The sequence below is a fragment of the Amycolatopsis sp. Poz14 genome, from assembly GCF_006704225.1.
GTDB classification, from domain to species: domain Bacteria; phylum Actinomycetota; class Actinomycetes; order Mycobacteriales; family Pseudonocardiaceae; genus Amycolatopsis; species Amycolatopsis nivea.
Map to the genome: position 1 here is coordinate 6,971,094 of NZ_JACLHD010000001.1, position 25,618 is coordinate 6,996,711.

The 25,618-nt window shown below is 71.0% G+C and carries 35 protein-coding genes; 18 read left to right on the forward strand and 17 right to left on the reverse strand.

All coding sequences use genetic code 11. From position 1 onward, the window contains the following. Nucleotides 1-24: 24 nt before the first annotated feature. The 3 genes from FKO37_RS32350 to FKO37_RS32360 form a co-directional block, all read right to left on the reverse strand. Nucleotides 25-222, reverse strand: coding sequence for a CDGSH iron-sulfur domain-containing protein (locus FKO37_RS32350; protein ID WP_037813204.1), 198 nt, complete (start codon nt 220-222; stop codon nt 25-27). Then, the gene (locus FKO37_RS32355; RefSeq protein WP_238606986.1) at nt 209-892 is read right to left on the reverse strand and encodes a methyltransferase; all 684 of its coding nucleotides are present in this window, start codon (nt 890-892) and stop codon (nt 209-211) included. Before FKO37_RS32355 ends, FKO37_RS32350 begins: the two co-directional genes overlap by 14 nt. 91 nt (nt 893-983) lie before the next feature. Then, complete coding sequence (locus FKO37_RS32360) at nt 984-1,211, reverse strand: DUF2188 domain-containing protein (protein WP_037813210.1); 228 nt, start codon at nt 1,209-1,211, stop codon at nt 984-986. A 108-nt stretch (nt 1,212-1,319) separates the two neighbouring features. On the opposite strand from FKO37_RS32360, the gene FKO37_RS47295 reads away from it, so the two are divergent. Beyond that, nucleotides 1,320-1,448 (forward strand): hypothetical protein, encoded by a 129-nt coding sequence (locus tag FKO37_RS47295; protein ID WP_255443129.1) that lies wholly within the window; start codon nt 1,320-1,322, stop codon nt 1,446-1,448. A gap of 3 nt (nt 1,449-1,451) precedes the next feature. On the opposite strand, the gene FKO37_RS32365 is transcribed toward FKO37_RS47295, so the two are convergent. Further along, nucleotides 1,452-1,889: an ATP-binding protein gene (locus FKO37_RS32365; RefSeq protein ID WP_037813213.1), complete on the reverse strand. Its 438-nt coding sequence runs from the start codon at nt 1,887-1,889 to the stop codon at nt 1,452-1,454. A gap of 251 nt (nt 1,890-2,140) precedes the next feature. Here FKO37_RS32365 and FKO37_RS32370 point away from each other — a divergent pair, with 251 nt between their 5' ends. Further along, a complete protein-coding gene (locus FKO37_RS32370) occupies nt 2,141-3,361 on the forward strand; it encodes a PP2C family protein-serine/threonine phosphatase (RefSeq protein WP_037813216.1) in 1,221 nt (406 codons plus the stop codon). Here the strand turns inward: FKO37_RS32370 and FKO37_RS32375 are convergent, their stop codons facing one another. Together FKO37_RS32375 and FKO37_RS32380 are read right to left on the reverse strand one after the other, a co-directional pair. Next, a complete protein-coding gene (locus FKO37_RS32375) occupies nt 3,362-3,733 on the reverse strand; it encodes an STAS domain-containing protein (protein ID WP_051728972.1) in 372 nt (123 codons plus the stop codon). A gap of 618 nt (nt 3,734-4,351) precedes the next feature. Then, complete coding sequence (locus FKO37_RS32380) at nt 4,352-4,963, reverse strand: hypothetical protein (protein WP_037813219.1); 612 nt, start codon at nt 4,961-4,963, stop codon at nt 4,352-4,354. A gap of 305 nt (nt 4,964-5,268) precedes the next feature. On the opposite strand from FKO37_RS32380, the gene FKO37_RS32385 reads away from it, so the two are divergent. The 6 genes from FKO37_RS32385 to FKO37_RS32410 all read left to right on the forward strand — a co-directional run bounded on the left by FKO37_RS32385 (nt 5,269) and on the right by FKO37_RS32410 (nt 9,350). After that, complete coding sequence (locus FKO37_RS32385; protein WP_238608367.1) at nt 5,269-5,694, forward strand: DUF6292 family protein; 426 nt, start codon at nt 5,269-5,271, stop codon at nt 5,692-5,694. Nucleotides 5,695-5,821: 127 nt separating this feature from the next. Beyond that, nucleotides 5,822-6,079 carry a hypothetical protein gene (locus tag FKO37_RS32390; RefSeq protein ID WP_238606987.1) on the forward strand — a complete coding sequence of 86 codons (258 nt, stop codon included), beginning with the start codon at nt 5,822-5,824 and terminating at the stop codon, nt 6,077-6,079. Between the two features lie 104 nt (nt 6,080-6,183). After that, nucleotides 6,184-6,567 (forward strand): DUF2267 domain-containing protein, encoded by a 384-nt coding sequence (locus FKO37_RS32395; RefSeq protein ID WP_037813225.1) that lies wholly within the window; start codon nt 6,184-6,186, stop codon nt 6,565-6,567. Nucleotides 6,568-6,712: 145 nt separating this feature from the next. Next, nucleotides 6,713-7,309, forward strand: coding sequence for a bifunctional 2-polyprenyl-6-hydroxyphenol methylase/3-demethylubiquinol 3-O-methyltransferase UbiG (locus tag FKO37_RS32400; protein ID WP_238606988.1), 597 nt, complete (start codon nt 6,713-6,715; stop codon nt 7,307-7,309). Nucleotides 7,310-7,319: 10 nt separating this feature from the next. Then, nucleotides 7,320-7,784, forward strand: coding sequence for a DinB family protein (locus FKO37_RS32405; protein WP_134662363.1), 465 nt, complete (start codon nt 7,320-7,322; stop codon nt 7,782-7,784). Nucleotides 7,785-7,946: 162 nt separating this feature from the next. Continuing rightward, the gene (locus FKO37_RS32410; protein ID WP_238606989.1) at nt 7,947-9,350 is read left to right on the forward strand and encodes a methionine--tRNA ligase; all 1,404 of its coding nucleotides are present in this window, start codon (nt 7,947-7,949) and stop codon (nt 9,348-9,350) included. On the opposite strand, the gene FKO37_RS32415 is transcribed toward FKO37_RS32410, so the two are convergent. Both FKO37_RS32415 and FKO37_RS32420 read right to left on the reverse strand, forming a co-directional pair. Then, nucleotides 9,327-10,262, reverse strand: a complete 936-nt coding sequence (locus FKO37_RS32415) for a bile acid:sodium symporter (RefSeq protein WP_238608368.1) — start codon at nt 10,260-10,262, stop codon at nt 9,327-9,329. The genes FKO37_RS32410 and FKO37_RS32415 overlap by 24 nt on opposite strands. Nucleotides 10,263-10,352: 90 nt before the next feature. Then, nucleotides 10,353-10,892, reverse strand: coding sequence for a TetR family transcriptional regulator (locus FKO37_RS32420; RefSeq protein WP_078870473.1), 540 nt, complete (start codon nt 10,890-10,892; stop codon nt 10,353-10,355). Nucleotides 10,893-10,940: 48 nt separating this feature from the next. Between FKO37_RS32420 and bioB the strand changes: the two genes are divergently transcribed. Both bioB and FKO37_RS32430 read left to right on the forward strand, forming a co-directional pair. Continuing rightward, nucleotides 10,941-11,999, forward strand: coding sequence for a biotin synthase BioB (bioB, locus tag FKO37_RS32425; protein WP_037813235.1), 1,059 nt, complete (start codon nt 10,941-10,943; stop codon nt 11,997-11,999). A 5-nt stretch (nt 12,000-12,004) separates the two neighbouring features. Further along, nucleotides 12,005-13,141: an 8-amino-7-oxononanoate synthase gene (locus tag FKO37_RS32430; protein WP_238608369.1), complete on the forward strand. Its 1,137-nt coding sequence runs from the start codon at nt 12,005-12,007 to the stop codon at nt 13,139-13,141. A gap of 382 nt (nt 13,142-13,523) precedes the next feature. On the opposite strand, the gene FKO37_RS32435 is transcribed toward FKO37_RS32430, so the two are convergent. Next, complete coding sequence (locus tag FKO37_RS32435; RefSeq protein WP_238606990.1) at nt 13,524-14,009, reverse strand: DoxX family protein; 486 nt, start codon at nt 14,007-14,009, stop codon at nt 13,524-13,526. Nucleotides 14,010-14,170: 161 nt separating this feature from the next. Between FKO37_RS32435 and FKO37_RS32440 the strand changes: the two genes are divergently transcribed. The 3 genes from FKO37_RS32440 to FKO37_RS32450 all read left to right on the forward strand — a co-directional run bounded on the left by FKO37_RS32440 (nt 14,171) and on the right by FKO37_RS32450 (nt 16,417). Beyond that, nucleotides 14,171-14,650, forward strand: coding sequence for a hypothetical protein (locus tag FKO37_RS32440; protein WP_238606991.1), 480 nt, complete (start codon nt 14,171-14,173; stop codon nt 14,648-14,650). A 143-nt stretch (nt 14,651-14,793) separates the two neighbouring features. Next, the gene (locus FKO37_RS32445; protein ID WP_238606992.1) at nt 14,794-15,996 is read left to right on the forward strand and encodes an FAD-dependent oxidoreductase; all 1,203 of its coding nucleotides are present in this window, start codon (nt 14,794-14,796) and stop codon (nt 15,994-15,996) included. A 61-nt stretch (nt 15,997-16,057) separates the two neighbouring features. Further along, the gene (locus tag FKO37_RS32450; RefSeq protein ID WP_238606993.1) at nt 16,058-16,417 is read left to right on the forward strand and encodes a hypothetical protein; all 360 of its coding nucleotides are present in this window, start codon (nt 16,058-16,060) and stop codon (nt 16,415-16,417) included. On the opposite strand, the gene FKO37_RS32455 is transcribed toward FKO37_RS32450, so the two are convergent. Further along, on the reverse strand, nt 16,414-16,968 hold the full coding sequence (locus tag FKO37_RS32455) for a TetR/AcrR family transcriptional regulator (protein WP_238606994.1): 555 nt from the start codon (nt 16,966-16,968) through the stop codon (nt 16,414-16,416). The two genes, FKO37_RS32450 and FKO37_RS32455, sit on opposite strands and share 4 nt — an antisense overlap. A 65-nt stretch (nt 16,969-17,033) precedes the next feature. Between FKO37_RS32455 and FKO37_RS32460 the strand changes: the two genes are divergently transcribed. Beyond that, nucleotides 17,034-17,492, forward strand: coding sequence for a cupin domain-containing protein (locus FKO37_RS32460; RefSeq protein ID WP_037813245.1), 459 nt, complete (start codon nt 17,034-17,036; stop codon nt 17,490-17,492). A 3-nt stretch (nt 17,493-17,495) separates the two neighbouring features. On the opposite strand, the gene FKO37_RS32465 is transcribed toward FKO37_RS32460, so the two are convergent. From FKO37_RS32465 to FKO37_RS32480, 4 genes are all read right to left on the reverse strand, one after another. Then, on the reverse strand, nt 17,496-18,251 hold the full coding sequence (locus FKO37_RS32465) for a hypothetical protein (RefSeq protein WP_238606995.1): 756 nt from the start codon (nt 18,249-18,251) through the stop codon (nt 17,496-17,498). A 101-nt stretch (nt 18,252-18,352) separates the two neighbouring features. Next, nucleotides 18,353-18,586 (reverse strand): hypothetical protein, encoded by a 234-nt coding sequence (locus FKO37_RS32470; protein WP_238606996.1) that lies wholly within the window; start codon nt 18,584-18,586, stop codon nt 18,353-18,355. A gap of 16 nt (nt 18,587-18,602) precedes the next feature. Continuing rightward, the gene (locus FKO37_RS32475; RefSeq protein WP_238606997.1) at nt 18,603-20,216 is read right to left on the reverse strand and encodes a hypothetical protein; all 1,614 of its coding nucleotides are present in this window, start codon (nt 20,214-20,216) and stop codon (nt 18,603-18,605) included. Further along, nucleotides 20,209-20,463 carry a hypothetical protein gene (locus FKO37_RS32480; RefSeq protein WP_037813251.1) on the reverse strand — a complete coding sequence of 85 codons (255 nt, stop codon included), beginning with the start codon at nt 20,461-20,463 and terminating at the stop codon, nt 20,209-20,211. Before FKO37_RS32480 ends, FKO37_RS32475 begins: the two co-directional genes overlap by 8 nt. A gap of 463 nt (nt 20,464-20,926) precedes the next feature. Here FKO37_RS32480 and FKO37_RS32485 point away from each other — a divergent pair, with 463 nt between their 5' ends. Beyond that, complete coding sequence (locus FKO37_RS32485) at nt 20,927-21,460, forward strand: hypothetical protein (protein ID WP_037813252.1); 534 nt, start codon at nt 20,927-20,929, stop codon at nt 21,458-21,460. A 76-nt stretch (nt 21,461-21,536) separates the two neighbouring features. Here the strand turns inward: FKO37_RS32485 and FKO37_RS32490 are convergent, their stop codons facing one another. Then, nucleotides 21,537-21,758, reverse strand: a complete 222-nt coding sequence (locus FKO37_RS32490) for a hypothetical protein (RefSeq protein WP_037813255.1) — start codon at nt 21,756-21,758, stop codon at nt 21,537-21,539. 138 nt (nt 21,759-21,896) lie between these two features. On the opposite strand from FKO37_RS32490, the gene FKO37_RS32495 reads away from it, so the two are divergent. From FKO37_RS32495 to FKO37_RS32505, 3 genes are read left to right on the forward strand one after another with little or no spacing between them, the layout of a single operon-like run. Then, nucleotides 21,897-22,232 carry a DUF3040 domain-containing protein gene (locus tag FKO37_RS32495; protein ID WP_238606998.1) on the forward strand — a complete coding sequence of 112 codons (336 nt, stop codon included), beginning with the start codon at nt 21,897-21,899 and terminating at the stop codon, nt 22,230-22,232. After that, entirely contained in the window at nt 22,217-23,308 is a 1,092-nt protein-coding gene (locus FKO37_RS32500; RefSeq protein ID WP_238606999.1) for an SDR family oxidoreductase, read from the forward strand. Before FKO37_RS32495 ends, FKO37_RS32500 begins: the two co-directional genes overlap by 16 nt. After that, entirely contained in the window at nt 23,305-23,934 is a 630-nt protein-coding gene (locus FKO37_RS32505; RefSeq protein ID WP_238607000.1) for a phosphoribosyltransferase, read from the forward strand. The genes FKO37_RS32500 and FKO37_RS32505 overlap by 4 nt, the downstream gene beginning before the upstream one ends. Here FKO37_RS32505 and FKO37_RS32510 read toward each other — a convergent pair whose 3' ends face one another. Both FKO37_RS32510 and FKO37_RS32515 read right to left on the reverse strand, forming a co-directional pair. Further along, the gene (locus FKO37_RS32510) at nt 23,935-24,930 is read right to left on the reverse strand and encodes an inorganic phosphate transporter (protein ID WP_037813265.1); all 996 of its coding nucleotides are present in this window, start codon (nt 24,928-24,930) and stop codon (nt 23,935-23,937) included. It lies immediately after the preceding gene. Then, entirely contained in the window at nt 24,931-25,545 is a 615-nt protein-coding gene (locus FKO37_RS32515) for a DUF47 domain-containing protein (protein ID WP_037813268.1), read from the reverse strand. Nucleotides 25,546-25,618 lie beyond the last annotated feature (73 nt).

The window sequence follows — 25,618 nt, forward strand, 5'->3', positions numbered from 1 at the left end:
ACCCGCGACCAGGCCGCCGCAGGGTCAGCCAGTGCCGCGGACCCGCTTCCGATGACTCGCGTCGCACCACGGAAACCTCTTGCTGCGCCGGCAAGCGCACACCGCGACGACGAACCGGTCCGACCGCGCCGTGCCCCCGTCCGGAGTGGACACCTCGACCGGTCCCTCCACCAGGACCGGCCCGCCCGGCACCACCCGGACCCGGCGTTCATCGCGCGGCACGGAGCACCACCAGTTCCTCCGTGCGGTCGCCGGGCCGCACGAAACCGCGTTCGATCAAGAACTCAAGGCGTCCGGAGACCACCGGTCCGAACGGCACTTCCGCCCGCGCCAGCACCTCGCTGCGCAACCCTCCCGCAGCCAGCGCGAACCGGGTTTTGTCCACATCGGACATCGTCGACTGCACCAGGTACAGCGCACCAGTACGGGTCAGCAGCGAAGGAGCGGCGGCGCACAGCGGGTCCAGCATCGCGCGACCATCCGGCCCCGCGTCCCAAGCGCGAGTCGAGCGGACGGTCGGCGTCGGCGAAGGCACATACGGAGGATTGGCGACCACGACGTCGTACGGTCCGGCTTCGACGGTTTCCTCAAGCCCGCCGCGGAGCAGTCCGATCGGGAGCGCGCGCAGCACGGTGTTCATCCACGCGGAAGCCAAGGCCCGCATGGAGATGTCCGCCGCGACGACCGCGGCTCCGGTCCGGGCCAAGGCGATGGCCAGCGCACCGCTGCCGGTTCCCACGTCCGCGCACCGCATTCCGCACCCGATGCGCGTGTCCGCCAACAACACGCTCGAAAGCAAGGCGGTGTCCTCTTGCGGACGGTAGACCCCCGGCAGCCGGAATACTCTGCCCAGCGGCCGGGCCTCCGTTTCAGTGCGCACAGACGTCGTCATGGCGGTCCTCCATCTCGGTCGGGCCGCCGGGATACCCCCGTCCGGTCTGGCCAAACCGCGATTTCCGCCGCACCGCCCCGAAAACGGCCGGTCACCCGGGCGCGTGCCGGTAGCAGCACTGCTCGACGATCTCCCCGTCGCCGTTGGCCTTGGGCTCGCCGTGGACGTAATGGCCGACCCCGCGCGCCCGCGCCATTTCCCGGCCCACCGACACCGCGTCCGCGCGGCGCGCCGCGGTGTTCGCCACCCGCCGGATCCCCTCGATCCGGTTCTTCCACAGCCCGCCCTCGCGACTGGTGTGAATGTCCCCTTCGGCCATCCCGCGCCTCCTTCCGCCTCGCCCGCCGGGTACCCGATGCCCCCGCGGGCAACCGGGTTGCCGGGGCCGCCACCGGGTACCCGAACCGGGAACGGAAGGAGCGAAACCATGACCGAACCGCGCGAATCCGACGACGTCTACGGCGACACCCCGGAAGAAGAACGCGAGACCATCCGCGGCGAACAGGGCACGTCGCGCGACGAACACGACGACTCCGACCCGCAACAGGGACGATGAGCCTCAGCGGGACGATTCGCAGGCTTCCCGCGCCGGCACCCCGCAGCCGAGCCGGGCCCAGACCGTCTTGCCGACGGAATGCTCGTGCACTCCCCAGTCGTCGGCGAGCCGGTCGACGAGCAGCATCCCCCGGCCGCGCGCCCGGTCGAAGTCCGGCGGGCGGACCTTCGGGCGGCCGCGCTCGGGGTCGTCCACTTCGATCACCACTACGCAGGGCCGGGACAGCACGGTCAGCCGCGCATACGACGGGCCCGAGGTGTGCTCGTAGGCGTTCGACGCGAGTTCCTCGATCACCATCAGGACGTCCGCGAGATGGTCCGGGGACAGATGCCCCAGCGACTTGCCCGCCCAGGCGCGCAGGCTCGGCAGCGTCGCGACCCCGGTGCCCCGCAGGTCCAGTGCCCAGGGTGCGTCGCCCTCCCCGGAGCCCGGGCCGGTCACCGCCGGTCCCTCGTTTGGACAGGACAACAGAACCACTCTCCCGCCGACTGCGCGACGGCGCGCGGGCTCGCGCCGGAAAACGCCGCGGCGTTTCGCCGCCCCTCGCCGCAGCCGCTTGACCTCACGTGGGGAAGTCCCTTTCTCGTGCTCGACTTCGCCGGTGCCCAATCGGGCGTACCCGGACGGGGCAGACTTCACACCTGCTGGCGCGCATCTCCGGTTCCCGGGGCCGGTTCGGCTACTGTCGCTGCATGCCGTCTCACGCGCCGGAGCCCGAATCGCGGGCTCGCCTCGCCGAAATCCTCGGCCCCGGGGCGAGCAACGCCGCGCTCGGCGAGGAGCTCACCAAGATCCTCACCCGGGCTTGCGCCGTCCTCGACGTCGACACCGCCACCGTGCTGCGGCACGATGCCCGGTGGCAGCGCCTGGTCGCCGTCGCGGCCGCCGGACTCGAGGAGGAGATCTACCAGGGAGTCCAGGTGCCGGTCGGCGCGGGGTTCGCCGGCGCCGTCGCCGCGCGCCGGGAGCCGGTCGTCATCGACCAGGTCGACCGGACCACGGTGCTGAACGCGCTGCTGGCCGAGCGCGGCCTGCACACCATGCTCGGCGTCCCGATGCTGGCCGGGACCGAACTGGTCGGCGTGCTGCACATCGGAGCCGCCCGGGACCGCCGGTTCACCACCACCGACATCGAAACCCTGCGGCTGCTGGCCGACCGGCTGGCCGCCGTGCTGCAGGCGGAGATCATGCACCAGAACCAGGCCGCGACCATCGCGCTGCAGCGCAGCCTCCTGCCGGGCGTGCTTCCGGTCGTCAAGGGCCTGCGCCTGGCCGCGCGCTACGTGCCGGGCGCGGAGGCCGGGCTCGGCGGCGACTGGTACGACGTGTTCCGGCTTCCCGGGGACCAGACCGGCATCGTGATGGGCGACGTGTCCGGGCACGGCCTCGAAGCCGCGGTCATCATGGGACGGCTCCGCAGCGCGCTGCGGGCCTACGCGCTCGACTGCGACGATCCCGCGACCGTCCTCGCCAAACTCGACCGCAAAGCGAACCACTTCGAACACGGAGTGATGGCGACGGTCGCGTACGGCATCCTCCGGCCCGGCCACGGCAGCATGGCGCTGTCGCTCGCCGGGCACCTGCCGCCGGTCGTCGCGGCGCCGGGCGAACCGGCGCGGCTCGTGCCCGCCCCGCCGGACCCGCCGGTCGGCCTGACCGTCGGGGCCACCGTCGAACGGCGCACCACCACGGTGGAGCTGGTGCCGGGAGCCGTCGCCGCGTTCTACACCGACGGTCTCGTGGAGCGCCGCGACCGGCTCGTCGACACCGGCATGGACCAGCTCGCCGAGCTGGTCCGGCCGGAGGACCCGGAACTGGCCTGCGCCCGGATCATGGCCGCGATGGTGGGATCGCGGCCCCCGCAGGACGACGTCGCACTTGTGGTGCTCCAGCGCACTGCGGGGGCGCACTGATCACTCCGCGGCCAGCGCCTCGTCGAGCGTGCGGTACAGCGGGAGACTCTGCTCCAGCCCGGTGAGCTGGATCGGCCGCAACGTCGCCCGGCCGGACGCCACGATCCGCACCTGCGTCCCCTCCGGCGCCTCCCGGCACGCGGCCAGCAGGACGGTCAGTCCCGCCGAGGCGAGGAAATCGACCCCTGTCAGGTCCAGTACCAGCACCGGGGGCTTCCCGGTGAGGGTCTCGGCGACCGCGGCCGTCAATTTCGGGGCGGTCCCGAGGTCCAGGTCCCCGTTCAGGGCCAGCACCGCCGCGGGCGAGCGGTCGGCCCGTTCGATCGACAGCGAACCCGGCGGGTCGATCACCGGGTCGGTCAGCTCACTCATCGCTCTTTCCCTCCTCAGGAAGCCCGGAACGCCTGCGTCCGGGCAGGAAAAGTACGCGGCTGGCTGCTCAACCGCGAATAGCATGCCTTACGGACGGCGGCTCGCACGAATGCCGCCGCGGGAAATGATCTCGGATCCCGGGAACGTCGGCAGCGCGGGGCCCCCGGGAAGAGACGTTCGGCTCATTGCGCGCGGTTTTCGCCCTTCGCGGACGGGGCTGTTCGGGTGCTGGCTTGCCCGCCCCGGGGACGCGGCAGGCCACGGTCCGGGCGGTTCGCGCCGATCCTCCAGCGGGAGACCTTTCGCGGCTGAATGCGCATGGATGTGCTGTTGGCCGCCGCCCGCGCGGACCGGCCCGCCACCGAACGCCTCGAACACCACGCCCGCTCAACGCACGCCGAGCCACCATCGGCCGCTGCCCATGCGACCTGATCCGCAACCCCGCAGCCTGGACTCCCCACTCGTTCACCGCGCACCGAGACACCATCGGCCGCCGCAGTTCACGGAGCCGGATGCGCAACGTCGCGACCCGGACACCGCTCCCGCTCCCCGCGCGAGGAGACAGCACCCGCCGACCACGCGAACCGGCTCGCAACGAGACCGGAACACCACTCCCCCTCATCGCGCACGACCGCGCCGCTGCCCGGCCGCGTTCTCGCGCAGCCGGTTCGCGTGTTCGCCGATCTCCCCGACGCGGTCGGCCAGCGCCGCGTGCCGCGGTTCGAGATGCGCGCGCACGTCGGCCAGCGGCGGCAGCAGATTCGTGACGTCGTCGTCGCCCAGCGCGACGCTGAGCCGGTCGGCGCTTTCCTGTCCGGCGGGGTCCAAGCCGGGCGCGGCACTCGCCTCCGCGGCCAGCCGGCGCAGCACCGCGGCGTTGCGCCGGGCCCAGTCCGCGACTGCCCGGTCTCCCGCGCGGCGGCCGCGTTCGGCGTCGACGCGGGCTTCGCCGGTGGCCTCTCCGGTCGCCGACGGCCGCAGCCGCAGGTACCGGCGTTCGGCCGCCTGCCTGCTCGCCACGCCCAGCGCCGGGGCCAGCGCCGCCCAGCTCGCGCCCGCCGCGCGCGCGGCCGCGATCAGTTCCGGTTCCCATGCGCCGAGCTGGTCGCGCAGCGCCCGCAGCGCGGAAAGCGCGGCCATCGACCGGTCGGCCGCCGCTCCGCCGTCCCGTGCGGCCAGCACCGCGTCGCGGACGCCCTGGATCAGCAGGCCGGGGTCCACCTCCGCCATCGCGTCATCCTCTCGACGACTTGGCAGTTGTCATCGTTTCGATGACATGCTAGAAGAAAAGAGCGTCCCCTGTCGAGCGGCGGAGGTGAGTCCGATGTCCTGCCGAGCACGCGGGCCGATTCCCCGCGTTCCGCAGGTTTCCCGTGCCCCTTCACCGGGAATCACGTCCGGACCGCCCGCAAGGGCGCGTTCCGGCCGCTAGCCGGAAAACCCCGCCGCGCCGCCGGATGCGGCCCGTGGCGCAGAGCAGGCCACCCCTGGTCCGTGCCAGTCCTTCGCGCGAGAAAGGCGTTGTCCCCGTGTCCCTGCCGCTGCACACCGCCCAGACCGGCCCGTCGCACCCCGCTTCGGTGCGTTTGTGGAACTACCTCGCCGACGTCACCAACGCACTGGGCATCGGCCTCGAGTCCTGCACCGTCGACCACGACACCCCGGTGTCGGCCTACGTCGCGCTCGACGGCCACCTGCCCGCCTACCCCGGCCGCGACGTCGCCCTGCTGTGGGACGAGATCCACGGCTGGGCCGCCGCCGTGGAAACGCATTCCGGCGAGGACCTCATCGTCATCCGCTACCTGGCCGGGCCCACGGTCGCGCCGCCCGCGTCCCGCGTCGCCGAGTTCGCGGCCGCGGTCCGCGACGACGACCACCGGATCGGCTGCCTCGCGCCGCCCGAAATCCGGACGCTGGGCACGCCCGCCGAACTCGACGCCATCCTGCGCGCCGCGGGCTGAACCGGGCAGCGCACCGTCCGTGAGCGTCCACTGTGGACTCCGCAGTTTCGCGCCGCCGCGCGACGGGTAGCCAAGATCATGAGCGAGTTCGAAGCGCAGCGAAGGATGCCCGCGCCCGCGGAACGCGGTGTACGCCGTCGCGTCCGATGCCGCGCACCAGGACGAATGGCTGCCGGAGCCGGTCGCCGCGCCCCCGGCCGGGCGCCGTGACCGGCTGCGGCTCGAATGGGACGGCGGCTGGCTCCTGGTCGAGTCCGGCGCGGCGGGCACGAGCCACGCGACGCTGCACCTGTCGGTCCCGGCCGGCCCCGGCCGCGACGATGTCCCGGCGCGCATCCGCGAGTCCCTCGACCGGCTCGCCGTTTTGTCCGGCTCGCCCGGCTGACACCGTCCACAAGGGACTCGGCCCGGATCGTTTTCCGTCGCACGGAACAGGAACGGCACCGCGCGCTTCGGATCGGCTACTCTGCGGCCAGGAGTTGATGGTCCATGGTGGTGCGGAAGGAAATTCTGCCCGGGCCTCGCCTGCCCCGCACGGAACGGAACCGGTTCGCGGTCGACTGCGTCGTCGACAGCCTGCTGCGCTGCCTTCCGCTGGCCGAGCAAACCCGGCTGGGCGTCGTCGCGGCGAGCCGCGGCCGCACGTGCGACCGCGAGGCCCTCCTGATGGAGATCTCGTTGCGCACCAGGCGTTCCCCGCTCGCGGCGAGGTTCCTGGTGCGCGCGGTCTACTCCGCACTGGGGCAGACGTCGCCGGAGCTCGCGTCCCGGGTGCGCGCGGGCGTGAGCCCGGACGTGCTCGTCCTGCTGGGCGGGACGCGGCAGCCGAGCACGTGGTCGCGGGAAACCCCGCCCCGGTGCCACAGCGGGTAAACCCTGCTCAGGCTCGAGTCTGGCCGCGGGCCGGTCCGCATCGCACCTGCCTCCCCACTCGGGGAGTTGCCGTTCCGGCAAGATCGCGTGCGCTCCGGGCCCGGCTCCGGCGACGCTGGACGCACCCGACCCGAGGAGCCGACCGATGACCACCGACGCGACCCTGTTCTGGGACGAAGTGCACGCCGCCCGGCCGCCCGCGGACCCGAAGCCGAACGCCCGGCTCGTGGAAACCGTCTCCGGCCTTCCCCCTGGTGACGCGCTCGACCTGGGCTGCGGCAACGGCGGCGACGCCCGCTGGCTCGCCGGCCGCGGCTGGACCGTGACCGCCACCGACATCTCCGCCGTCGCCGTCAACCGCCTCTCCGGCCCGCGGATCACCGCGGTGCGGCACGACCTGCGGGTCAGCTTTCCGGCAGGCGAATTCGACCTCGTGACGGCGCACTACCTGCAGACCCCCTTCGAACTGGACCGGTCGGCGGTCCTGCGCACCGCCGCGCACGCACTGCGGCCGGGCGGCCGGTTGCTGGTCGTGGACCACGGCTCGATCGCGCCGTGGTCGTGGAACCAGGACCCGGACGCGCATTTCCCCAGTCCAGCCGAGATCGCCGAAGACCTCGCCCTCGACCCGGCGCGGTGGGCCGTCGAGCGCGCCGACTCCCCTACCCGCCTCGCGACCGGACCGAACGGCCAGACCGCCGAGGTCGTCGACCACGTCCTGCTGATCCGCCTGAACCCTTGAGGAGACCACTGTGGCCCGCCGTCGCGACACCCCGCCGCCCCGCACCGGAAGCAGCGAAACCGAAGTCCTGCGCGGATTTCTCGACTATCTCCGCACCTCAGTCGCCGCCAAGGTCGACGGCGCGCCGGAACCTGAAGCCCACACCGCCATGGTGCCGTCCGGGACGAATCTCGTCGGCCTGCTCAACCATCTGACCTTCGTGGAGCGGTCGCTGTTTCTCGGCGAGACCGTCAAAAGCTGGCCATCGACCTTTCGCACCAAGGACAACGTCGCCGACGTCGTCGCCCGCTATCGCGAAGCGGTCAAGCTCGCCAACGAAGTTCTCGACAGCTGCCCGGATCTCGCCGCCGCGCTGCCGGGTCGCGACGGTCCGAGCGTCCGCTGGGCGCTGACGCACATGATCGAGGAAACCGGACGGCACGCCGGGCACGCCGACATCCTGCGCGAGCTGATCGACGGCACGACCGGACGCTGAAAACCAGTGGCCCCGAAGCGGCGCGCCCGGCCATCATGGAAGGCATGACCACCGCACGCATGGCGAGCCCCGACCTGGGGCCCGTTCTCGTGCGCTGACACGACCAGCCCCGGCCGTCGCCGGGGTCTCTCCGCCGTCGTCCGAGGGCGGAGAGGGTTGTCCATGACCGACTTGATCACCACCGCGATCCCTTATGTCAACGCGGAACCGCATTTGGGGCACGCGCTCGAACTCGTGCAAGCCGACGTCCTTGCCCGGCACCGGCGATTGCGCGGCGCCAAAGTCCACCTGCTCACCGGCACCGACGACAATGCTCTCAAGAACGTCACCGCGGCAAAGGCGGCAGGCGTGCCGGTGCAGGAGTTCGTGAACCAAGGCGCCGCGCGATTCGCCGCGCTACAGGAACCGCTCGGGCTCGCGGTCGACGATTTTCTCCGCACCAGCACCGATCTCCGCCACCTCGACGGCGTCCGGCGCCTGTGGCGAGCCAGTGCCCAACGCGGCGACTTCTACCTCCGCGACTACACCGGCCGCTACTGCGTGGGCTGCGAACAGTTCTACGCGGACGACGAACGCTGCCTGGAACACGAAACCCCGCCGGAAGTCGTCACCGAACAGAACTGGTTCTTCCGGCTTTCCCGCTATTCCGAAAAAATCCGGGACCTGCTGGAATCCGGCCGCCTCCGGATCGAGCCCGCCGCCCGGCTCCGCGAGGTGCTGGGCTTCGTGCGCTCCGGGTTGTCCGACCTCAGCGTGTCCCGGCCCGCCGCGCGCTCGGACGGCTGGGGCATCCCGGTGCCCGGCGACCCGGACCAGGTGATTTACGTCTGGTGGGACGCACTCGCCAACTACCTCACCGCCGATCCGGCGCGCTGGGCCGAAGCGGCCGAACGCGTGCACGTGATCGGCAAAGGCATCCTGCGGTTCCACGCCGTGTACTGGCCCGCGCTGCTGCTCTCCGCGGGCGAACGGCTGCCGGACACCATCTTCGTGCACGACTACCTGACCCTCGACGGCGCGAAGATCTCCAAGAGCACGGGCAACACCGTCCGCCCGACGGACCTGATCGGCCAGTACGGCGCGGACGCCGTCCGCTGGTGGCTGCTGCGCGAGGTCGCCCCGCTCGGCGACACCGACTTCACCGAAGCACGGCTGATCGCGCGCGCCGACGACGAACTCGCCAACGGTCTCGGCAATCTCGTGCACCGCGTGCTCAGCCTGGCCCGCCGCACCGACCGGATCGCCCCGTCGAGTCCACTAAGGACCGTGCACACGCTCGCCGACCGGATCGACTCGGCACTCGCCGACTTCGACTTCCGCGCAGCCACCGGGGCTTTGGCCGAGGTGATCACCGACGCGAACCGGTACGTCGAACAGACCCGGCCCTGGACGTTGCACGGCACCGAACTGGAAGAGGCATTGGGGACCGTCGTAAGCACTTGCCGGGAACTGGCAACGGAACTCAGCCCGTTCCTCCCGGACGGCGCCGCCCGCCTGCGCGCCCAACTGGACCGCGGCGAACCGGCGCGCCTCTATCCCCGGCTACGTCAGCAAACGGGGCACTAGGCGGACGTAACAGACCATGCCGACCACCTCGACCAGCGTCTGCGTCACCACCACGACCGCCGCGACCGCGAACTCGTCCGGCAACGCCAGTGCCAGCGGAAGCACCACCAGCGAATTCCGCGTGGCACCGGTGAAAACGATCGCGCGCCCGCCAGGAACGTCCAACCGGAACAGCCGCGCGACGCCCAGTCCGGCGAACGCCATCACCGCCAGGAAAACCACGTAGAACGGCACCACCGACGCGACCGGGCCGAGTCCGCCGTGGAGCTTCGGGGTTTGCGACGCGACCACCGTCGCCAGCGTCGCGGCCATCAACGGCACCATGGCGGACCCGGCCGCGTCGGCGAACCGGCGACCGGCGGCGTGCCGGGCCGCCCAGGCCTGGGTAAGCCAGGCCAGCGCCAACGGGATCGCGATCAGCACGAGGAACGCTTCGAGAAATGGCCCGGCCCGCACGACTTGCACCAGGTCCGCGCCGAGGAAGGGGAACAGGAATCCGGGCAGCAGGATCATCTGCGCGAGCAGCAGCAACGGCGTCGCCGCGAGCAGGCGGCGGCTGCCGCCTCCGGCAAGACCGCTGAAGACGATCACATAGTCCACGCACGGGGCCAGCAGCACGAGCAGCATGCCCAGCCGAAGCGCTTGTCCAGCCGGGAAGAAGGCGGACATCGCCGCGACGACCAGCGGCACTACGACGAAGTTCACCGCCAGCGCGGCGCCGAGGAACCGGCCGTCACGCAGGGAACGGCCCAATTCGGCGGCGGGCACCTGAAGAAATGTGACGTACAGCAGCGCCGCCAGCACCGGGTTGATCGCCGGTTCCAGCCCCGGCCCGGCGGACGGGGCCAGCCAGCCGGCCAGTGCGCCGGCGGCGAGCGCGCCGAGGTAGATGACGACCTGGTGCCGTTCCATCCGCGACACCAGACCTGACGACTGCGACAACGGGCGCGCTCCTCGGTCCGGCCTCGTGCGTGTCCATCCCGGTCCCATCGCGACAGACACTCACGACAGTCCACTGAGGATAGCGTCGATGCCGAACCCGAACGCCTCGTCCGAATCCCCGCTGTGCGACGGATCCTCCTCGACGATCCCGGCGCGCACCAGCTCGGCGTGGTTCTGTTCCTCCGCGACGAACCCGAGTACATAGTGGACAACGGTGCGCGCCGCCCACTCCGCGCGCCGCTCGTCGTACTTCCCGGTGAACAGGCGGCGCAACGCGTGCGTGGGCACCAGCAGATCCGGCCGGTACGCCTGCACGAACGACACCACCTCGGCCCCGTCGCGGACCTGCAGCAGCGCCGAGCGGAAGTCCCCGGCCGCCTCGCGCGGGTCCTTCGCCACCCCGGGCAGCCCCTTCAGGATCCGCGCGGCGACGACGGCGAGCAGCTCCTGTTTGTTGGCGACGTGGTAGTACAGCGCGCCCGGCTGGACCCCCAGGTCGAGGGCCACCCGGCGCATCGACAAGCTGCTCAGCCCCGCTTCCCGCAAAAGCTCGTACGCCCGGTCGACGATCTGGTCTCGCGTCACCTTCACCCCTCTCATTCTGCCCGCCGCTTGCTTCCGGCCGATCGGCCGCCTAGGATTTGATAGGTGTTCAAAACCTTCGACGACCTGGCCGACCGGCAGCTGGCCGGCGGCGTACTCGACCGAACTGACGCCCGCGCGGTGCTGGAAGCGCCGGACGAGGACGTGCTCGGCCTGGTCGCGGCGGCCGGGCGGCTGCGGCGCGCGCACTTCGGCAACCGGGTCAAGGTCAACTACCTCGTCAACCTGAAATCGGGCCTGTGCCCCGAGGACTGCGGGTACTGCTCGCAGCGGCTCGGGTCGTCCGCGCAGATCCTCAAGTACTCGTGGCTGTCCGCCGAGGAAACGGCGCGCCAGGCCGGCGCGGGCATCCAGGGCGGCGCGTCGCGGGTCTGCCTGGTGGCGAGCGGGCGCGGGCCGAGCGACCGCGACGTCGACCGGGTCGCCCAGGCGGTCGAGGCGGTGAAGTCCGCGCATTCCGACGTGGAGGTGTGCGCCTGCCTCGGACTGCTCAAGGAGGGCCAGGCCGAGAAGCTGCGCGACGCCGGGGTCGACGCGTACAACCACAACCTGAACACGAGCGAGTCGCGGTACTCCGAGATCTGCACGACGCACGGGTACGACGACCGCGTCGACACCGTCGAAAAGGCCAAGTCCGCGGGGCTTTCCGCGTGTTCCGGCCTGATCGTCGGGATGGGCGAGACCGACGACGAACTGATCGACGCGATCTTCGCGCTGCGCGACATCGGCAGCGATTCGATCCCGGTCAACTTCCTGATGCCGTTCGAGGGCACGCCGCTCGCCGGGACGTGGGAACTGAGCCCGCTGCGCGCACTGCGCATCCTCGCGCTGGCCCGGTTCGCTTGCCCGGCAACGGAAGTCCGGATGGCCGGCGGCCGCGAGATGCACCTGCGGTCGCTGCAGCCGCTCGCGCTGCACGTGGTCAACTCGCTGTTCCTCGGCGACTACCTCACCAGCGAAGGCCAGGCCGCGAAGGCCGACCTGGAGATGATCGCCGACGCCGGCTTCGAGGTCCTCGGCGCGGGTGAGCAGCAGCAGGCCGCGCACGCGACCCCGGCACTCCGGGAACGCGGTGCGGGCACCGCCGCCGCACCCAACGCGTGACCGCCATGGTGTCGATGCACGACTGGCTCACCGCCGCCGAACGGGACCGGCACGTCGCCGGTCTCGTCCGGCGGACCGACGATCGGCGGCACCCGCGAAAGTCCACATTGGACCTCGCGTCGAACGATTACCTGAACCTCAGCACCGATCCTCGACTGCGCGCGGCCGCCGTCCAAGCCGTCGAGAAGTACGGCGTCGGCGCTGGCGCGTCCCGAGTCGTCACCGGCACCACACCGTGTCACACGGAACTGGAACGGGAACTGGCCAGCCTCACGGGGCAACCGGCCGCGCTCGGTTTTTCCAGCGGCTACACGGCAAACATCGGCGTGATCACCGCCCTCGGCTCGCCGGACACACTGCTGATCACCGACGCGCACATCCACGCCTCGCTGATCGACGGTGCGCGGCTGTCCCGCTCCCCCGTCGCGATCTGCCCGCACAACGACCTGGACGCCCTCGAGCGCTTGCTGCGGGACCGGTCGCAGGAACGGGCGATCGTGGTGGTCGAGTCGATCTATTCGGTACTCGGCGATGCCACGGACCTCGTGCGCGCCGCGGCATTGTGCGCTGAATACGACGCTTTCCTGGTGGTCGACGAAGCACACGGCATCGGCGTCGCAGGCAACGGCCGGGGTGCAGTGTACGCGGCCGGTCTCGCAGGCGCGCCGCACGTCGCGGTCACTGCCACGCTGTCGAAAGCTCTGGGCGCACAGGGCGGTGCGGTTTTGGGATCACCGCTGCTGCGCGAACATCTGGTCAACACAGCGCGGACATTCATCTTCGACACCGGCCTCGCCCCCGCCGCGGCAGCGAGCGCGGCGGAAGCGTGCCGGATCATCGTTGCGGAGCCTTCGCGGGTCGAGGAGCTGCACCGCGCCGCCGCCACGATCGCCGCCGCCGCAGGGGTTTCGCGCGCGCCGGGTGCGGTGCAGTCGATTCCCGCGGACTCTCCGGAGCAGGCTGTGGCTGCCGCGAATCAGCTGTATGAACGGGATATCGTCGTCGGCTGCTTCCGCCCGCCAAGCGTCCCGGACGGCATCTCCCGACTCCGACTGGTCGCCCGTGCCGGGGTTGATCTTGACCGCGCCGAGGACGCTGCGCGACTGGCTGCCCAATGGTCGCGTGCGGCGAGCATCGTCTGACCGCCTCTAGACCAGACGTCCCGCCGCCGAGCCTCCGTCGATCGCACCACGCAGGGATTGCCGACACCGCAAGGGGTTTCGCGAACTCCCGACGCGATGCAGGCAACCCCCGCGGAGCGCCCCGGACGGCATTTCCCAACTCCGAGTGGTCGCGCGTGCCGGGTTTGATCTGGACCGCGCCAAGGACGCTGCGCGGAGTCTTCATCGATCGACGGCCAGCACCACGCCGCGATCGCCGACACCGCAACGGTTTCGCGAACCCCCGACGCGATGCAGCCAATCCCGTGGAGCGCCCCGGACGTCTTTTCCCGGCCCTGGCTCGCCGCGCAATAGTCACGCGCGGCGAGCCTCGTCTGACCGCCTCTCGACCGGCATTACCCGGTTACTCGCCCCCGCCAGGACTGACCTGCACCGCACTCAGCGCGCCCCGCGACTCGCCACTCACCACACCCCGCGCATCGTCCGGCCGCTTCCGGAACAACGCGTCCACCGCCAGCGCCCCCGGCCCGGTGAAGGCCAGCAACAGGAACGCCCAGCAGAACATCGCCGCGGGCTCCCCGTGGTTCTGCAGCGGCAGCAAACCGTCCGGCTGGTGGACGACGAAGTAGGCGTACGCCATCGAGCCGGACGCGAGCAGTGCCGCGATCCGGGTGCCGAGGCCGAACGCGACCAGGAGGCCGCAACCGAGCTGGATCACGGCCGCGTACCAGGACGGCCACACGCCCGCCGCGACGGTTCCGCCTTTCGGGCCGCCGCCGAAGACGCCGAACAGCGCCGCCGCGCCGTGGGCCGCGAACAGCAGCCCGACGACGATCCGGAACAGGCCGAGCACGAACGGGACGGCCCGGTCGAGCGCACGCTCTGGCATGGGTCCTCCTCGGAGAGTTACTAAGGTTAGGCTTGCCATACCGTACGCACCGAGGCCTCTCCCGTCCAGACGCTGTGACGCTTGATAAATCCGGCTGAACCGTTCTGGAGCCAGCCGCGTGTCGGAGAAAGGGCGACACCCACGCACCGCTGGAGGCTGGGATGACTGGCACAACCCCAAGAACTTTCGGACTGCTGACCGCGTTGGCCGCGGCAGGCCTGTTCGCCGCGGCATGCGGCGGCGGCAACAGCGGCGGGACAACCGCCGCACCACCCGCCGCGCCGACGCATTTGACCGACAGCAAAGGCGACACGATCTACCTGTTCGCCGCGGACCACAACGGCCAGTCCGCCTGCGCCGCGAGCTGCGCGAGCTACTGGCCCCCGGTCGCCGCGGGCACCCCGCTCACCGGGCCGGCCCAGGGCAGCGTCGGCGCCATCACCCGGCCGGACGGGTCCAAGCAGGAAACGCTCAGCGGCCACCCGCTGTACCGATACATCGGCGACAAGTCCGCCGGGCAGACCAACGGCCAGGGCCTGAACCTGAACGGCGGGCTCTGGTGGATGGCCACGTCGGACGGCACCGCGATCACCACGACCAGCTCCGCACCGGCGGGCGGGTACGGCGGCGGCAGCTACTGAACGGCGAAGTAACACCCTTCCGGGTAGGTGCTGTCTCAATTGGGTACCTCTGATCAGGGGAACTTGACCGGGCAGCCGAATAAGACCAAACTTCGCTAGTGATATAAGTACTCCCGTCGTCCCCGCATCGAAGGAGTTCGTCAGTGACCTCGTCGTTCGTCATCATCGGAGCCGGGCTGGCCGGAGCGAAGGCCGCGGAAGCGTTGCGCGACAAGGGATTCGACGGGAAGATCACCATCGTCGGCGACGAGCGGCACCTGCCCTACGAGCGTCCGCCGCTGTCGAAGGACTACCTCGCGGGCAACGCGGAGGCCGAGAGCTTCCAGGTGCACGACGCCGCGTGGTACGCCGAGAAGAAGGTCGACCTGCGCCAGGGCGTCAAGGCGACGGCGATCGACCGGGACCGGAAGCAGGTCGCGCTCGACGACGGCGCCAGCCTCGGCTACGACAAGCTCCTCCTGGCCACCGGCGCGAGCCCGCGCGAGCTGCCGGACACCGCGGGGATCCACTACCTGCGCCGGATCGAGGACGCCGACCGGCTCAAGGAGCTGTTCGGCACCGCCTCGAAGCTGGTGGTCGTCGGCGGCGGCTGGATCGGCCTCGAAGCGACCGCCGCCGCGCGCCAGGCCGGGGTGGAGGTCACCGTGGTCGAGGCGCTCGAACTGCCGCTCATCACCGCGCTCGGCCGCGACGTCGCCCCGGTGTTCGCCGACCTGCACCGCGCGCACGGCGTCGACCTGCGGCTCGGCGTCCAGGTCGAGCACATCACCAACGGCGGCCAGGGCAAGCGGATCCGCCTCGGCGACGGCAGCGTCCTCGACGCGGACGCCGTCCTGGCCGGGATCGGCGCGAAGCCGAACGTCGAACTGGCCGAGGCGGCCGGCCTCGACGTCGACAACGGCGTGGTCACCGACGCGAGCCTGCGCACGAGCGACCCGGACATCTTCGCCGCGGGCGACGTCGCGAACGCCTACCACCCGTTCCTCGGCAAGCACCTGCGCGTCGAGCACTGGGCGAACGCGCTCAACCAGCCCGCCGTCGCCGCGGCCGGGATGCTCGGCAAGGAGGAGTCGTACGATGAGCTGCCGTACTTCTTCACCGATCAGTACGACCTCGGCATGGAGTACCTGGGCACGATCGAGGGCCACGACCGCGTCGTGTTCCGCGGCGACGTGCCCGGGCGCGAGTTCATCGCCTTCTGGCTCAAGGACAACCGCGTCCTGGCCGGGATGAACGTCAACGTCTGGGACGTCACGGACCCGATCAAGGCGCTCATCCGCTCCGGCAAGGCAGTGGACCCGGACCGCCTGGCCGACCCCGAGGTCCCGCTGGAGGACCTCGCCTGATTTCGATGCCGACGGGCCGTTCCGGACTGGTTTCCGGAGCGGCCCGTTAGGCTTTCCCTCCGTGGCGACCGAAGTTCTCTCCGCTGGCTGGGGCTCCGCGTACTACGTCGTGCGCACCTCGGCGTTCGACGCGCATTTCCTCGTCGGCGGCGGCGAGAACCCCGACGAGGTGGACAACGTCGACGTCGAGGTCCGATACCCCGACGGTTCCCGGTGGAGCGCGACGATGTTCACCCTCGACGAGGTGGACCGGATCATGCGCCGCTGGGAAAGCACCGGCGAGTGCGCGGGTGGCAGCTACTTCGCCGTTCCAGACGGGCTGATCGTCCGCGAACCCGGCGTGCGAAATATGACCGCCGTGCTGATCGCGATGCACGACAGCGGCGAACTGAGATCTCATCTGCTGCGCCTGGCCGACTAGCCCCGGGGCAGCAATCCCTCCAGCGCCAGTTCCAGAAACCGCCGCCAGTCCCCGCTTCCCGTGCGGACCACCGACGACAGACAGCCGACGAGCAGATACACGTCGCCCACCGTGCAATCCGCGCGGAGCACCCCCGCCGCCTGGTCCGCCACGATCGCCTGCGCCACCACGATTTCCAGCTCGGCCAAGGCGTCGCCACGCGGTTCGCTCCCCGCCGAACCGCGCGCCGTCTCGATGGCCGACGACAGCGCCCGGTCCCCGGACAGCACCTCGCCGACGTGCCGCAGATAGCGCTTGACGCCGGATTTCCCGTCGAGGCACCGCTTCCGCGCGTACTCCGCGATCTCGGCGAACCGCTGCTCCGCCAACGCTTCCACGAGCGCCCGCCGGTCCGGGAAGTTCCGGTACACCGTCCCGACGCCCACCCCGGCCACCCGCGCGATCTCCGGCAACTGGACGTCGTCCTGCTCGGCGAGCAGCACACGGGCCGCCTCCAGGACCCGTGCCCGGTTGCGTTCCGCGTCCGCCCTCGGCTTGCGCTCCGTTGACAACCGACGCCCTCCTCCGGTTAATCTGGAAACGGACTCCGCTTCCGATACGTCTGCGAGGATACCCCATGACGAAAGACCGTTTCCTGCTCCTGCAGCCCGGCGAGGCACGCCCGGGCCGGGTGCCGCTGCCGCCCGCATTCGCGGTGAAGGCGATGACCGGCGACACCGAGACCCGGTTCTCGCTGCTGGAGGTGACGCTGGCGCGCGACATCCCGCGGCACGTCCACCACGAGGCCGACGAATGCATTTACGTGCTCGAAGGGGAACTGGGCATCGACTTCGCCGACGAGACTCACGTGGCGGCGAAGGGGATGTTCGTGCTGCTGCCGCACGGGGTTCCGCATGCGCTGCGGGCGGTTTCGGATCCCGCGCCGCGGCTGCTGCAGATCTCATCGCCGGGCGGGTGGGAGCACTACCTCGAGGACCTGTTCGAGGCCGGTCCGGCAGTGCTGACGGACGGCGCGGTGGACCCGGTGAAGATCAACCCGGTGGCGGCTCGGTACTCGATCACCTACGAGGAATGACGGTCAGTGCTGCAGCACCGGCCAGACCGCCGCCGGATGGCAGTGTTCCGGGCACGCGAGCAAGTACAGCGCGTTGCCGAGAAACAGCACGTAGGCGTAGGAATAGGAGCTGTCCGGCTGTCCGGGCTGACCGGGGCGGCTCTCGAATTCGACGTCCTCCGGCAAGCCGCACAAGAACAGCATTTCGGCGCCGCACGCGCAGCGGTGGCTTTCCGGATCCTGCTGCCAGCGCGGCAGGCCGCCGACCTTGAACTCGCCGCGGCCGACGCTCAGGCCGGCGTACGGGTCGCCCGGAGTGGTTGTCCGCCATACGGTCTCCGTCTCACACTCCGAACGGAGCACCAGCTCTCGGCCGAGAAGACGCGGCTCCTCCGCTTCGGCCGGGCCGGTCGGGTCCCGGTGCAGCATGATCCGCCAGAACGCGCCGGGATGGCCCCAGATCCGCGGTTTTTCCCAGTAGCGCTCCGGAAGCTGCTCCTCGCCGCTTTTGAGACAGGCCGCATCGTTGTGCACCGGGCACTGGAACACGAGCAGGTGGTCGCCGCCGAACCGCGGGATGTCCGGCGGGACGTCCAGCTGGAAGAACAACGCCATCCGCTCGCCGCAGTAGCACTCCGGCCAGTCCTCACCCTCGGGCAGGATCGGCCTGCCGCCGAAGGTGTTCCGCGAACCGGGACCCGCCGGAGTGGACGGGTTTTCCACCAGATACATCGGAAGGTCGGACCGGCGGACCTCGGGCGACGGTTCGAAGGCAGTCACCGGATCAGCCTAGGGCAGCCGGGAATTCCCGTCCGGCTTTCCGCGGAGAAACCCGGCAAAGAGCGGGCACCGCCGTGAAGTCCGGTGCCCGCTCGTGCCGGTCACGCCGTCCGCAACCGCCGCCACTCCCACGTGGCCAAGCCGGCGAACAGCACCGTCGCCACGCAGGCGACCGCCGTCAGCAGCCACTCGGTTTCCCCGCCTCCGCCGTCCGGGGACGCGCCGGTCGTGCGTTCGATCCAGTCCGGGACCGTGAGCGTCAGCACCAACGCGACCGCGCTGAGCACCGCGAGCGCGGCCTCCGCCGCGATCCGGAACTTCTGTGCAGTGTTCATGACACCCTCCCTGCTCTCAGTACTTCGCCGCGTTGAGACGGGTCCGCCAGGTGTTGCCCGCGCCGGCGTATTCGCCGTAGCTCCACACGGTCCGGGAATCCGACGGGTCCCGGCCGATGCCGAAGTAGTCGCCCCATCTGCCGCCGGTGTAGGCGCTCTGCCCGGCGATCACCGAAGCGCTGCCCTGCAACGTGCCCGGCGGATCGGTGGCGAGGCGGCCGGTCTGGCGGAAGTGGCCGTACTCGTCGGCGGCGGACCGGCCGAACGCCACGTGGGCGTTGCGGGAAATGTCGGTCTGGATCACCGGGAAGAAATAGTGCCTGCCCGGCGCGCCGAAGGCGCCCTGTTGCGTGATCGCGTGGCTGGGCACGTCGATCTCGTACCACTGCACCACTGACCGGGCTTCGGTGTCGCCCCGCCAGCTGTACGCGGACGTGTGCGTCGTCCACAACCGCTGGGTCCGGCCCGCCGCCTGGAAGACCGCGTTGAGCAGCCGGGTGTCGTTCGTGGCGATTCTCGTTGTCCCGCCGTCCTTTTGCACCGCGCCGGGCGGCAGGTTGTAGCTGCGGCACGGTACGGCGGTCGCGGCCAGCGTCGGCGCGCCGCCCGACCACAGGCCCAGCGGGTTCGACAGCGTCCACAGCGTCAGGCTCGACCCCGACGGGAACAGCGAGTTCACCAGGTAAGCGCGCGGATTCCCGCCCACGCCTTGGAAATGGCAGGCCGGCTGGACGGAGAACGCAGCGCTCCCGTCCGGGTTCTTCAGGCCCCAGAAGTCCCACCAACGGATCGTGTGGCCGCCGCCGGACCCGCCGCCGTACAGCTCCGCCTTGTTGAAGATCCGCAGTTTCGCGTAGGCGAACCCGCCGCCGAAGGCGAATTGGTTGGTGGACACGTAAATCGCCTGGCTGTCGAAGCCCAGCATCGGGTAGTCCGACCAGTTGCCGGTGGCGGTGGCCCCGTTCGCGGTCGCGTCGGTGCTCCAGATCCAGTACGCGCCCGCGGGGTCGGCGGTCTGCGAGACGCCGAGCATGATCCACGACCCCTGCGGGTTCGCGCGCCGGGCGGCGATGCAGACGATCCAGCGGCCGCTGTAGTGGTCGTAGGCCAGTTTCGGGTCGAACAGCTGCGCCCCGGCGGGCAGCACCGGGTTGAACATCGCGGTGAAATTGGCCCACCGGAACTGCTGCAGCCCGGTCTTGTCGTAGCCGACCAGGTCCACGTTGACCGCGGCCATGACCTGCTTCGGGCCGACCGCGACCGTGCAGTCCGGCGGCCGGAACGCGGTCTGCGAAATCCCCTCGAAACTCGCCGACGCCGCCGGCGCGAGCCCCTCGACGATCTCGTCCTCCGGCGGGTTCTCCTCCGACAGTTCCGCCGCCGCTTCCTCGTCCAGCTGCGCGTCGAGCGCGTCCCCCGGGGCCAGCGCCTCCGCGCCGTGCTCGCGCGCGCCGGTCTTCAGCCGGTCGTACTCCTCGACCGGAACCGGGAACCGTTGCGCGAACAACGGCGACCGTTCCGGGGACAGCGGTTCGGCGAGCAGTTCGCCGACCGTCAGATCCGCCATTTCCCGCGACGCGCCCCCGGCCGTTTCCCCTGCCTGGCCTTCGAGCACCTGTGCTTCAGGCATCACGGTGATCACCCTCTTCCTCCGCGGCCTCGTCGCCGGCCCGTGCCGGGGCGTCGGCCTCCTCCTCCCGATCGCGATGCCGCTCGGCGGCCGCCTTCAGCCGTTCCAGCTCGGCGGCCGGGACCGGCATCCCGATCGGAATCTCGTACCCCGCTTCCGGTTCGGCGGGCGCGTTTTCGCCCGCCGGGCCGCTTTCCGCGCCCTCTGCGCGTCCGGCCCCGGACCGCGGCCCTTCCGGTTCGCTCATCGTTCACTCCCGGGAATTCCGCCCGAAAAGATCAATTCCGGCGAGGTTCACGAAAAAGGTCGCACCAGACCCGGCGACGGATACGGGACGCCACGACCTTCAGCCGAACGGCGCAGCGGAAATCGATTTCAGCATTTTTTCCCCGATTCGCCCGGAAGGCGCATAAAAACCGACCGGAAACAGTTCCGAAGAACCTTTCCAGCCATCCGGAGCCGCCCGTCCGGACTCGCCCCGAACGCCCGAATGCTGGCGGATCAAGCATCCCCGGCCCGTTCGCCCGGCTTGCGCCGCGTTTTCGGATCATCCCCTCAGACGCCCGGAACACACGTCCACCTTGCGCATTTTGCCGTCCGGCAAGTTGAGCACCCGGTTAATTCTTCACGCATTCCTTCGAAGGTAGGTAGTGCGCTTGCCCGGAATCGGCGGACGCTGGCGCGACCGTGCTCCAGGGAGGAGATTTCCCATGTCCCGACTTGCCCGTTTCGCCGCGCCCGCCGTCATTCTGGCCGGTTCGCTCGCTTTGGCCGCGCCCGCCGCGCACGCCGCCGTTCCGCACGCTCTCGCCGCAGCCTGCTCGCAGTCGTATCTTCCGCTGCCCGACCCGGCCTGCACGCCCGGCGCGACCAACCCGGACGTCACCCAGGACACCATCGGCGACACGATCTGCGTGCCCGGCTGGACCGCGACCATCCGGCCGCCGACGACCTACACCAACAAGCTCAAGAAGCAGGGCATCATCGACTACGGCTACTCCGACACCTCGCTCAGCTCGTACGAGGAGGACCACTTCCTGCCGCTCGAACTGGGCGGCGCGCCGAAGGACCCGAAGAACCTCTGGCCCGAGCCGCACGACGGCGACCAGAACTCCTACAGCAAGGATTCCGTCGAGAACGCGGTGAAGAAGGCGGTCTGCGCGGGGAAGGCCACCCTCGCCGACGCGCAGCACGCGATGCTCGCCAACTGGACCACCGCCGAGTCCGTGCTCGGCATCGACTGAGCGGACGTGAAGGGCTCCTTGCCGGAATCTGATTCCCGTAAGGAGCCCTTCACGGACTTCTGCCGAACGCGGCGGCCTAGGGCGAGCCGTCGGCGGGCCGCGAAAGCACGGCCAGCCGCGGACGTCGCGTCTCCCCCAGCCCCGGTCCCGGACGATGGGCCCGGCACACCGTGCACACCACCGCGTGGCTGACCGGCGTCCCGTCCTCCTGCACCAGCCTGCCCACGTGCACCGCCTCGCGCCCGCACTGTCCACAGGGGACGGTCGCGCTCTCCGGGTCCACCAGCAGCCTGCTCATCTCGTGCTCCCTCCGACGTGCTCCGGCGAAAGCGTCCGGTTACCCGGCGTCTTCCGGGGCAAACCGGACGCCTCCGCCGTTCCGGTTTGGCCTGGCCGGGAACGGGTAAGCCGTCGGTCAGGCGGAAGGGAGCAGGCGATGGCCGCGCACCGGCAGCCGGATCCCCACCGGGCGCTGCGTTCGATGGAACGCGAGCTGCTCGCCACCGACGCGCTGTGGATGCGGCGCGCCTTCGGGCAGGCGGCGTGGCCGCTGCGCCGGGCTTGGCCGGTGGCGTGCTGGGCGCTGACCGCGGTCGCGGCCGCCCTGGTCGTCTGCGGGATCGTCTTTCCGCCGGAGGTGCCGCTCGCGCTGCTCGGCTTCGCGCTGGGGGCGATCGCGGTGTGCGGGCACGTCGCCCGCCAGGAGTGTCTGCGTCCGCCGAGCCGCCGGACTCCCGGTCCGGGGAAAGGATTTCCATGCCGCCCGTCGTAGTCGTGACCGGGGCCAGCGCCGGAGTGGGCCGGGCTGTCGCCCGAGCGTATGGCAGCCGCGGCGCGAAGGTCGCTTTGCTGGCGCGGGGCGAGAAGGGGCTCGTCGCCGCGGCGGAGGACGTCCGGGAAGCCGGGGGCACGCCGCTGGAACTGCCGACGGACGTCGCCGATTTCGCCCAGGTCGACGCCGCCGCCACCCGCGCCGAGGAGGAGCTCGGACCGATCGACGTCTGGGTCAACGTCGCGTTCAGCTCGGTGTTCGCCCGCTTCGCCGACGTCAAACCGGACGAATACCGCCGGGTCACCGAGGTGACCTACCTCGGTTTCGTGCACGGCACGATGGCCGCTCTCGCGCGGATGAAACCGCGGGACGCGGGCACGATCGTCCAGGTCGGCTCGGCGCTCGCGTATCGCGGGATCCCGCTGCAGAGCGCATATTGCGGGGCCAAGCACGCCATTCAGGGCTTCAACGAGGCGCTGCGCTGCGAACTTCTCCACGAGCACAGCGGAATCCGGACGACCATGGTGCAGTTGCCCGCGGTCAACACACCGCAGTTCACCTGGCTGCTGTCGCGGCTGCCCGAACACGCCCAGCCCGTCCCGCCGATCTACCAGCCCGAACTCGCCGCCCGCGCGGTGCTGCACGCGGCCGATCACCCGCGCCGCCGCGAGTACTGGGTCGGCACGAGCACCGCCGCGACGCTGCTGGCCAACGCCGTCGCGCCCGGCCTGCTCGACCGGTACCTCGCCCGCACCGGCTTCGGCGCGCAGCAAACCGGCCAGCCGCAACGGCCGAGCCAGCCCGCGAACCTGTGGGAGCCCGCGGACGGCCCGCGCGGGTTCGACTACGGCGCGCACGGGGAGTTCGACCAGCAGGCGAAGACGCGAGACGTCCAGCCCGTGCTGAGCCGCCATCACGGTGCGGTCGCCGCCGGGCTGACCGCCGCCGTACTCGGTGCCGGGGAGCTGCTGCGCCGCACCGCGCAGAAGCGAAATCGGCCCGCGGCCCGCGTAGCCGCTGGTCTGGCCGCTGTCCGGCAAACGCTCCGGCGCGCTGCGAAGAAGGGCCGCCGGTGAGACCGTTCCGGGACCGCGCGGACGCGGGCGCCCGGCTCGCCGCCGCCCTGGCCTGCCGGGAATGGACGGACCCGGTGGTCTTCGGGCTCGCCCGCGGCGGGCTTCCGGTCGCCGCGCCCGTCGCCGAAGAACTGGACGCGCCGCTGGAACTGCTCGTCACCCGCAAAATCAGCGCACCGGGGCAACCGGAACTCGGCCTCGGCGCCGTAGCGGCGGACGGGCCGCCGTTCTTCGACCGCGCCGGGCTCCGGGCGCTCGGGCTCACGCCGGAGGACATCGCCGGCCAGGTCGACCACGCCCGCACCGAGGCCCGCGACCAAGTCCGCCGTTACCTGGGCAGCCGCGCCCCGCGCTCGCCGGCGGGACACGACGTCGTGGTGGTCGACGACGGCGTGGCCACCGGCGGGACCGCGATCGCCGCGCTGCGGGCCCTCCGGTCGCACGCACCGCTGCGGCTGGTCTTCGCCGCTCCCGTCGGCGCGCCGCCCGCGCTGGACAAGCTCTCCCGCGAGGCGGACGAGGTGGTCTGCCTGCGGGAGCCGGAGGAATTCCGCGCGGTCGGCGAGTTCTATGCGGACTTCAGCCCCACCAGCGACGAGGAAGTCCTCGCCCTGGTGCCGCAGTGATCAGCTGAACGCGGACAGCAGCCAGAACATCAGCGCGGCGACCCCCGCCGCCGCCGGGAACGTCAGCACCCAGCCGAGCACGATGTCGCGCGCGATCCCCCACCGCACCGCCGAAAGCCGCCGCGTCGCGCCGACGCCCATCACCGCCGCGGTGATCACGTGCGTGGTCGAAATCGGCGCCTTCACCGCGAACGCGGTCAAGTACAGCACCGAAGCCCCGACTGATTCCGCCACGAACCCGTGCGGCGGGTCGAGCGGGAAGACGCGGCGGCCGAGCGTCCGCATGATGCGCATGCCGCCCGAGCAGGTGCCGAGCGACAGCGCGCCGGCGCACACCAGCGTCACCCACAGGGGCACCGCGAACGTGTCCTGTTTGCCCGCCGCGATCAGCGCCAGGACGAGCACGCCCATGCCCTTTTGCGCGTCCTGCAACCCGTGTCCGAGCGCGAGCGCCGAGGCCGACACGATCTGCATCCGCCGGAACACCCGGCCGCTGCGGTGCGGGTTCGCCCGGCGCAGCAGCCAGAGCACCGCCACCATCGCCGCGTAGCCGAGCACGAGCCCGAGCAGCGGCGACGCGACCATCGGCACCAGCACTTTCTCCACGATGCCGGTCCAGTGCACGGTGCTCGCCGCGGCCAGGGCGGCCCCGACCATCCCGCCGATCAGCGAATGCGACGACGAGGACGGCAGCCCGAAATACCAGGTCACGAGGTTCCACGCGATCGCGCCGACCAGCGCGGCGAGCACCACGGTCAGCGCGCCCGGACCGGGCGGGACGTCGATGATCCCCTTCGCGACGGTGGCGGCGATCCCGGTCGACAGCAGCGCTCCGGCCAGGTTCATCACCGCGGCCAGCACGAGCGCGGTGCGCAACGGGAGCGCCCGGGTCGAGACCGCGCTGGCGATCGCGTTGGCCGCGTCGTGGAAACCGTTGGTGTAGTCGAAGAAGACCGTCAGCACCACGACGGCGACCAGCGCGGCGGTGCTGTCCACTCAGGACTCCTTGACCGCGATGGTCTGCACCACGTCCGCGACGTGCTCGAAGCCGTCGGCCGCCAGTTCGAACTGTTCGACGACCTCCTTCGCCTTGAGCACCTCGAGCGCGTCGGCTCCCGGCTGGAAGAGGTCGGCGAGCATCCGCCGGTAGGTGTGGTCCGCCTCGTTCTCCAGCGCGTTGATCTCGATCCAGTACGGCGACAGCTCGCCGACCTTCGAGAGCCCCGGCATGGATTCCGCGGTCAGCTCCGCCGCGCGGCACAGCACGCGCAGCATGCCGTCGGTGCCCGGCGGGAACTTGTCGAGCCGGTACAGCACCGCGAGGTCGGCGGCAGTGTCCACAAAGTCCAGCACGTCGTCGATCCGGGCGGCCAGCGCCTGGATGTCCTCGCGGTCGAACGGCGTGACGAACGTGCTGTTCAGCTCGACCATGATGGTGTGCGTCAGGTCGTCGCCCGCGTGTTCGACCTCGTGCAGCCGGGCCGCGATCGCCTCCCGGTCGGGCGGCGACGCCTCGGTGAGGTCCCGCAGGAGCGCGGTGGCGGTGACGAGGTTCGCGGCCGCGTCCGCGAGCAGCTGGAAGAACTGGCTTCCGCGAGGTTTTATGCGCATCGGAGCAAAAGCTACCCCGTAACCCCTTCGCTCACACCGGCGCGGTGTGCCGCGCGCCCGGATTGGGTACCCG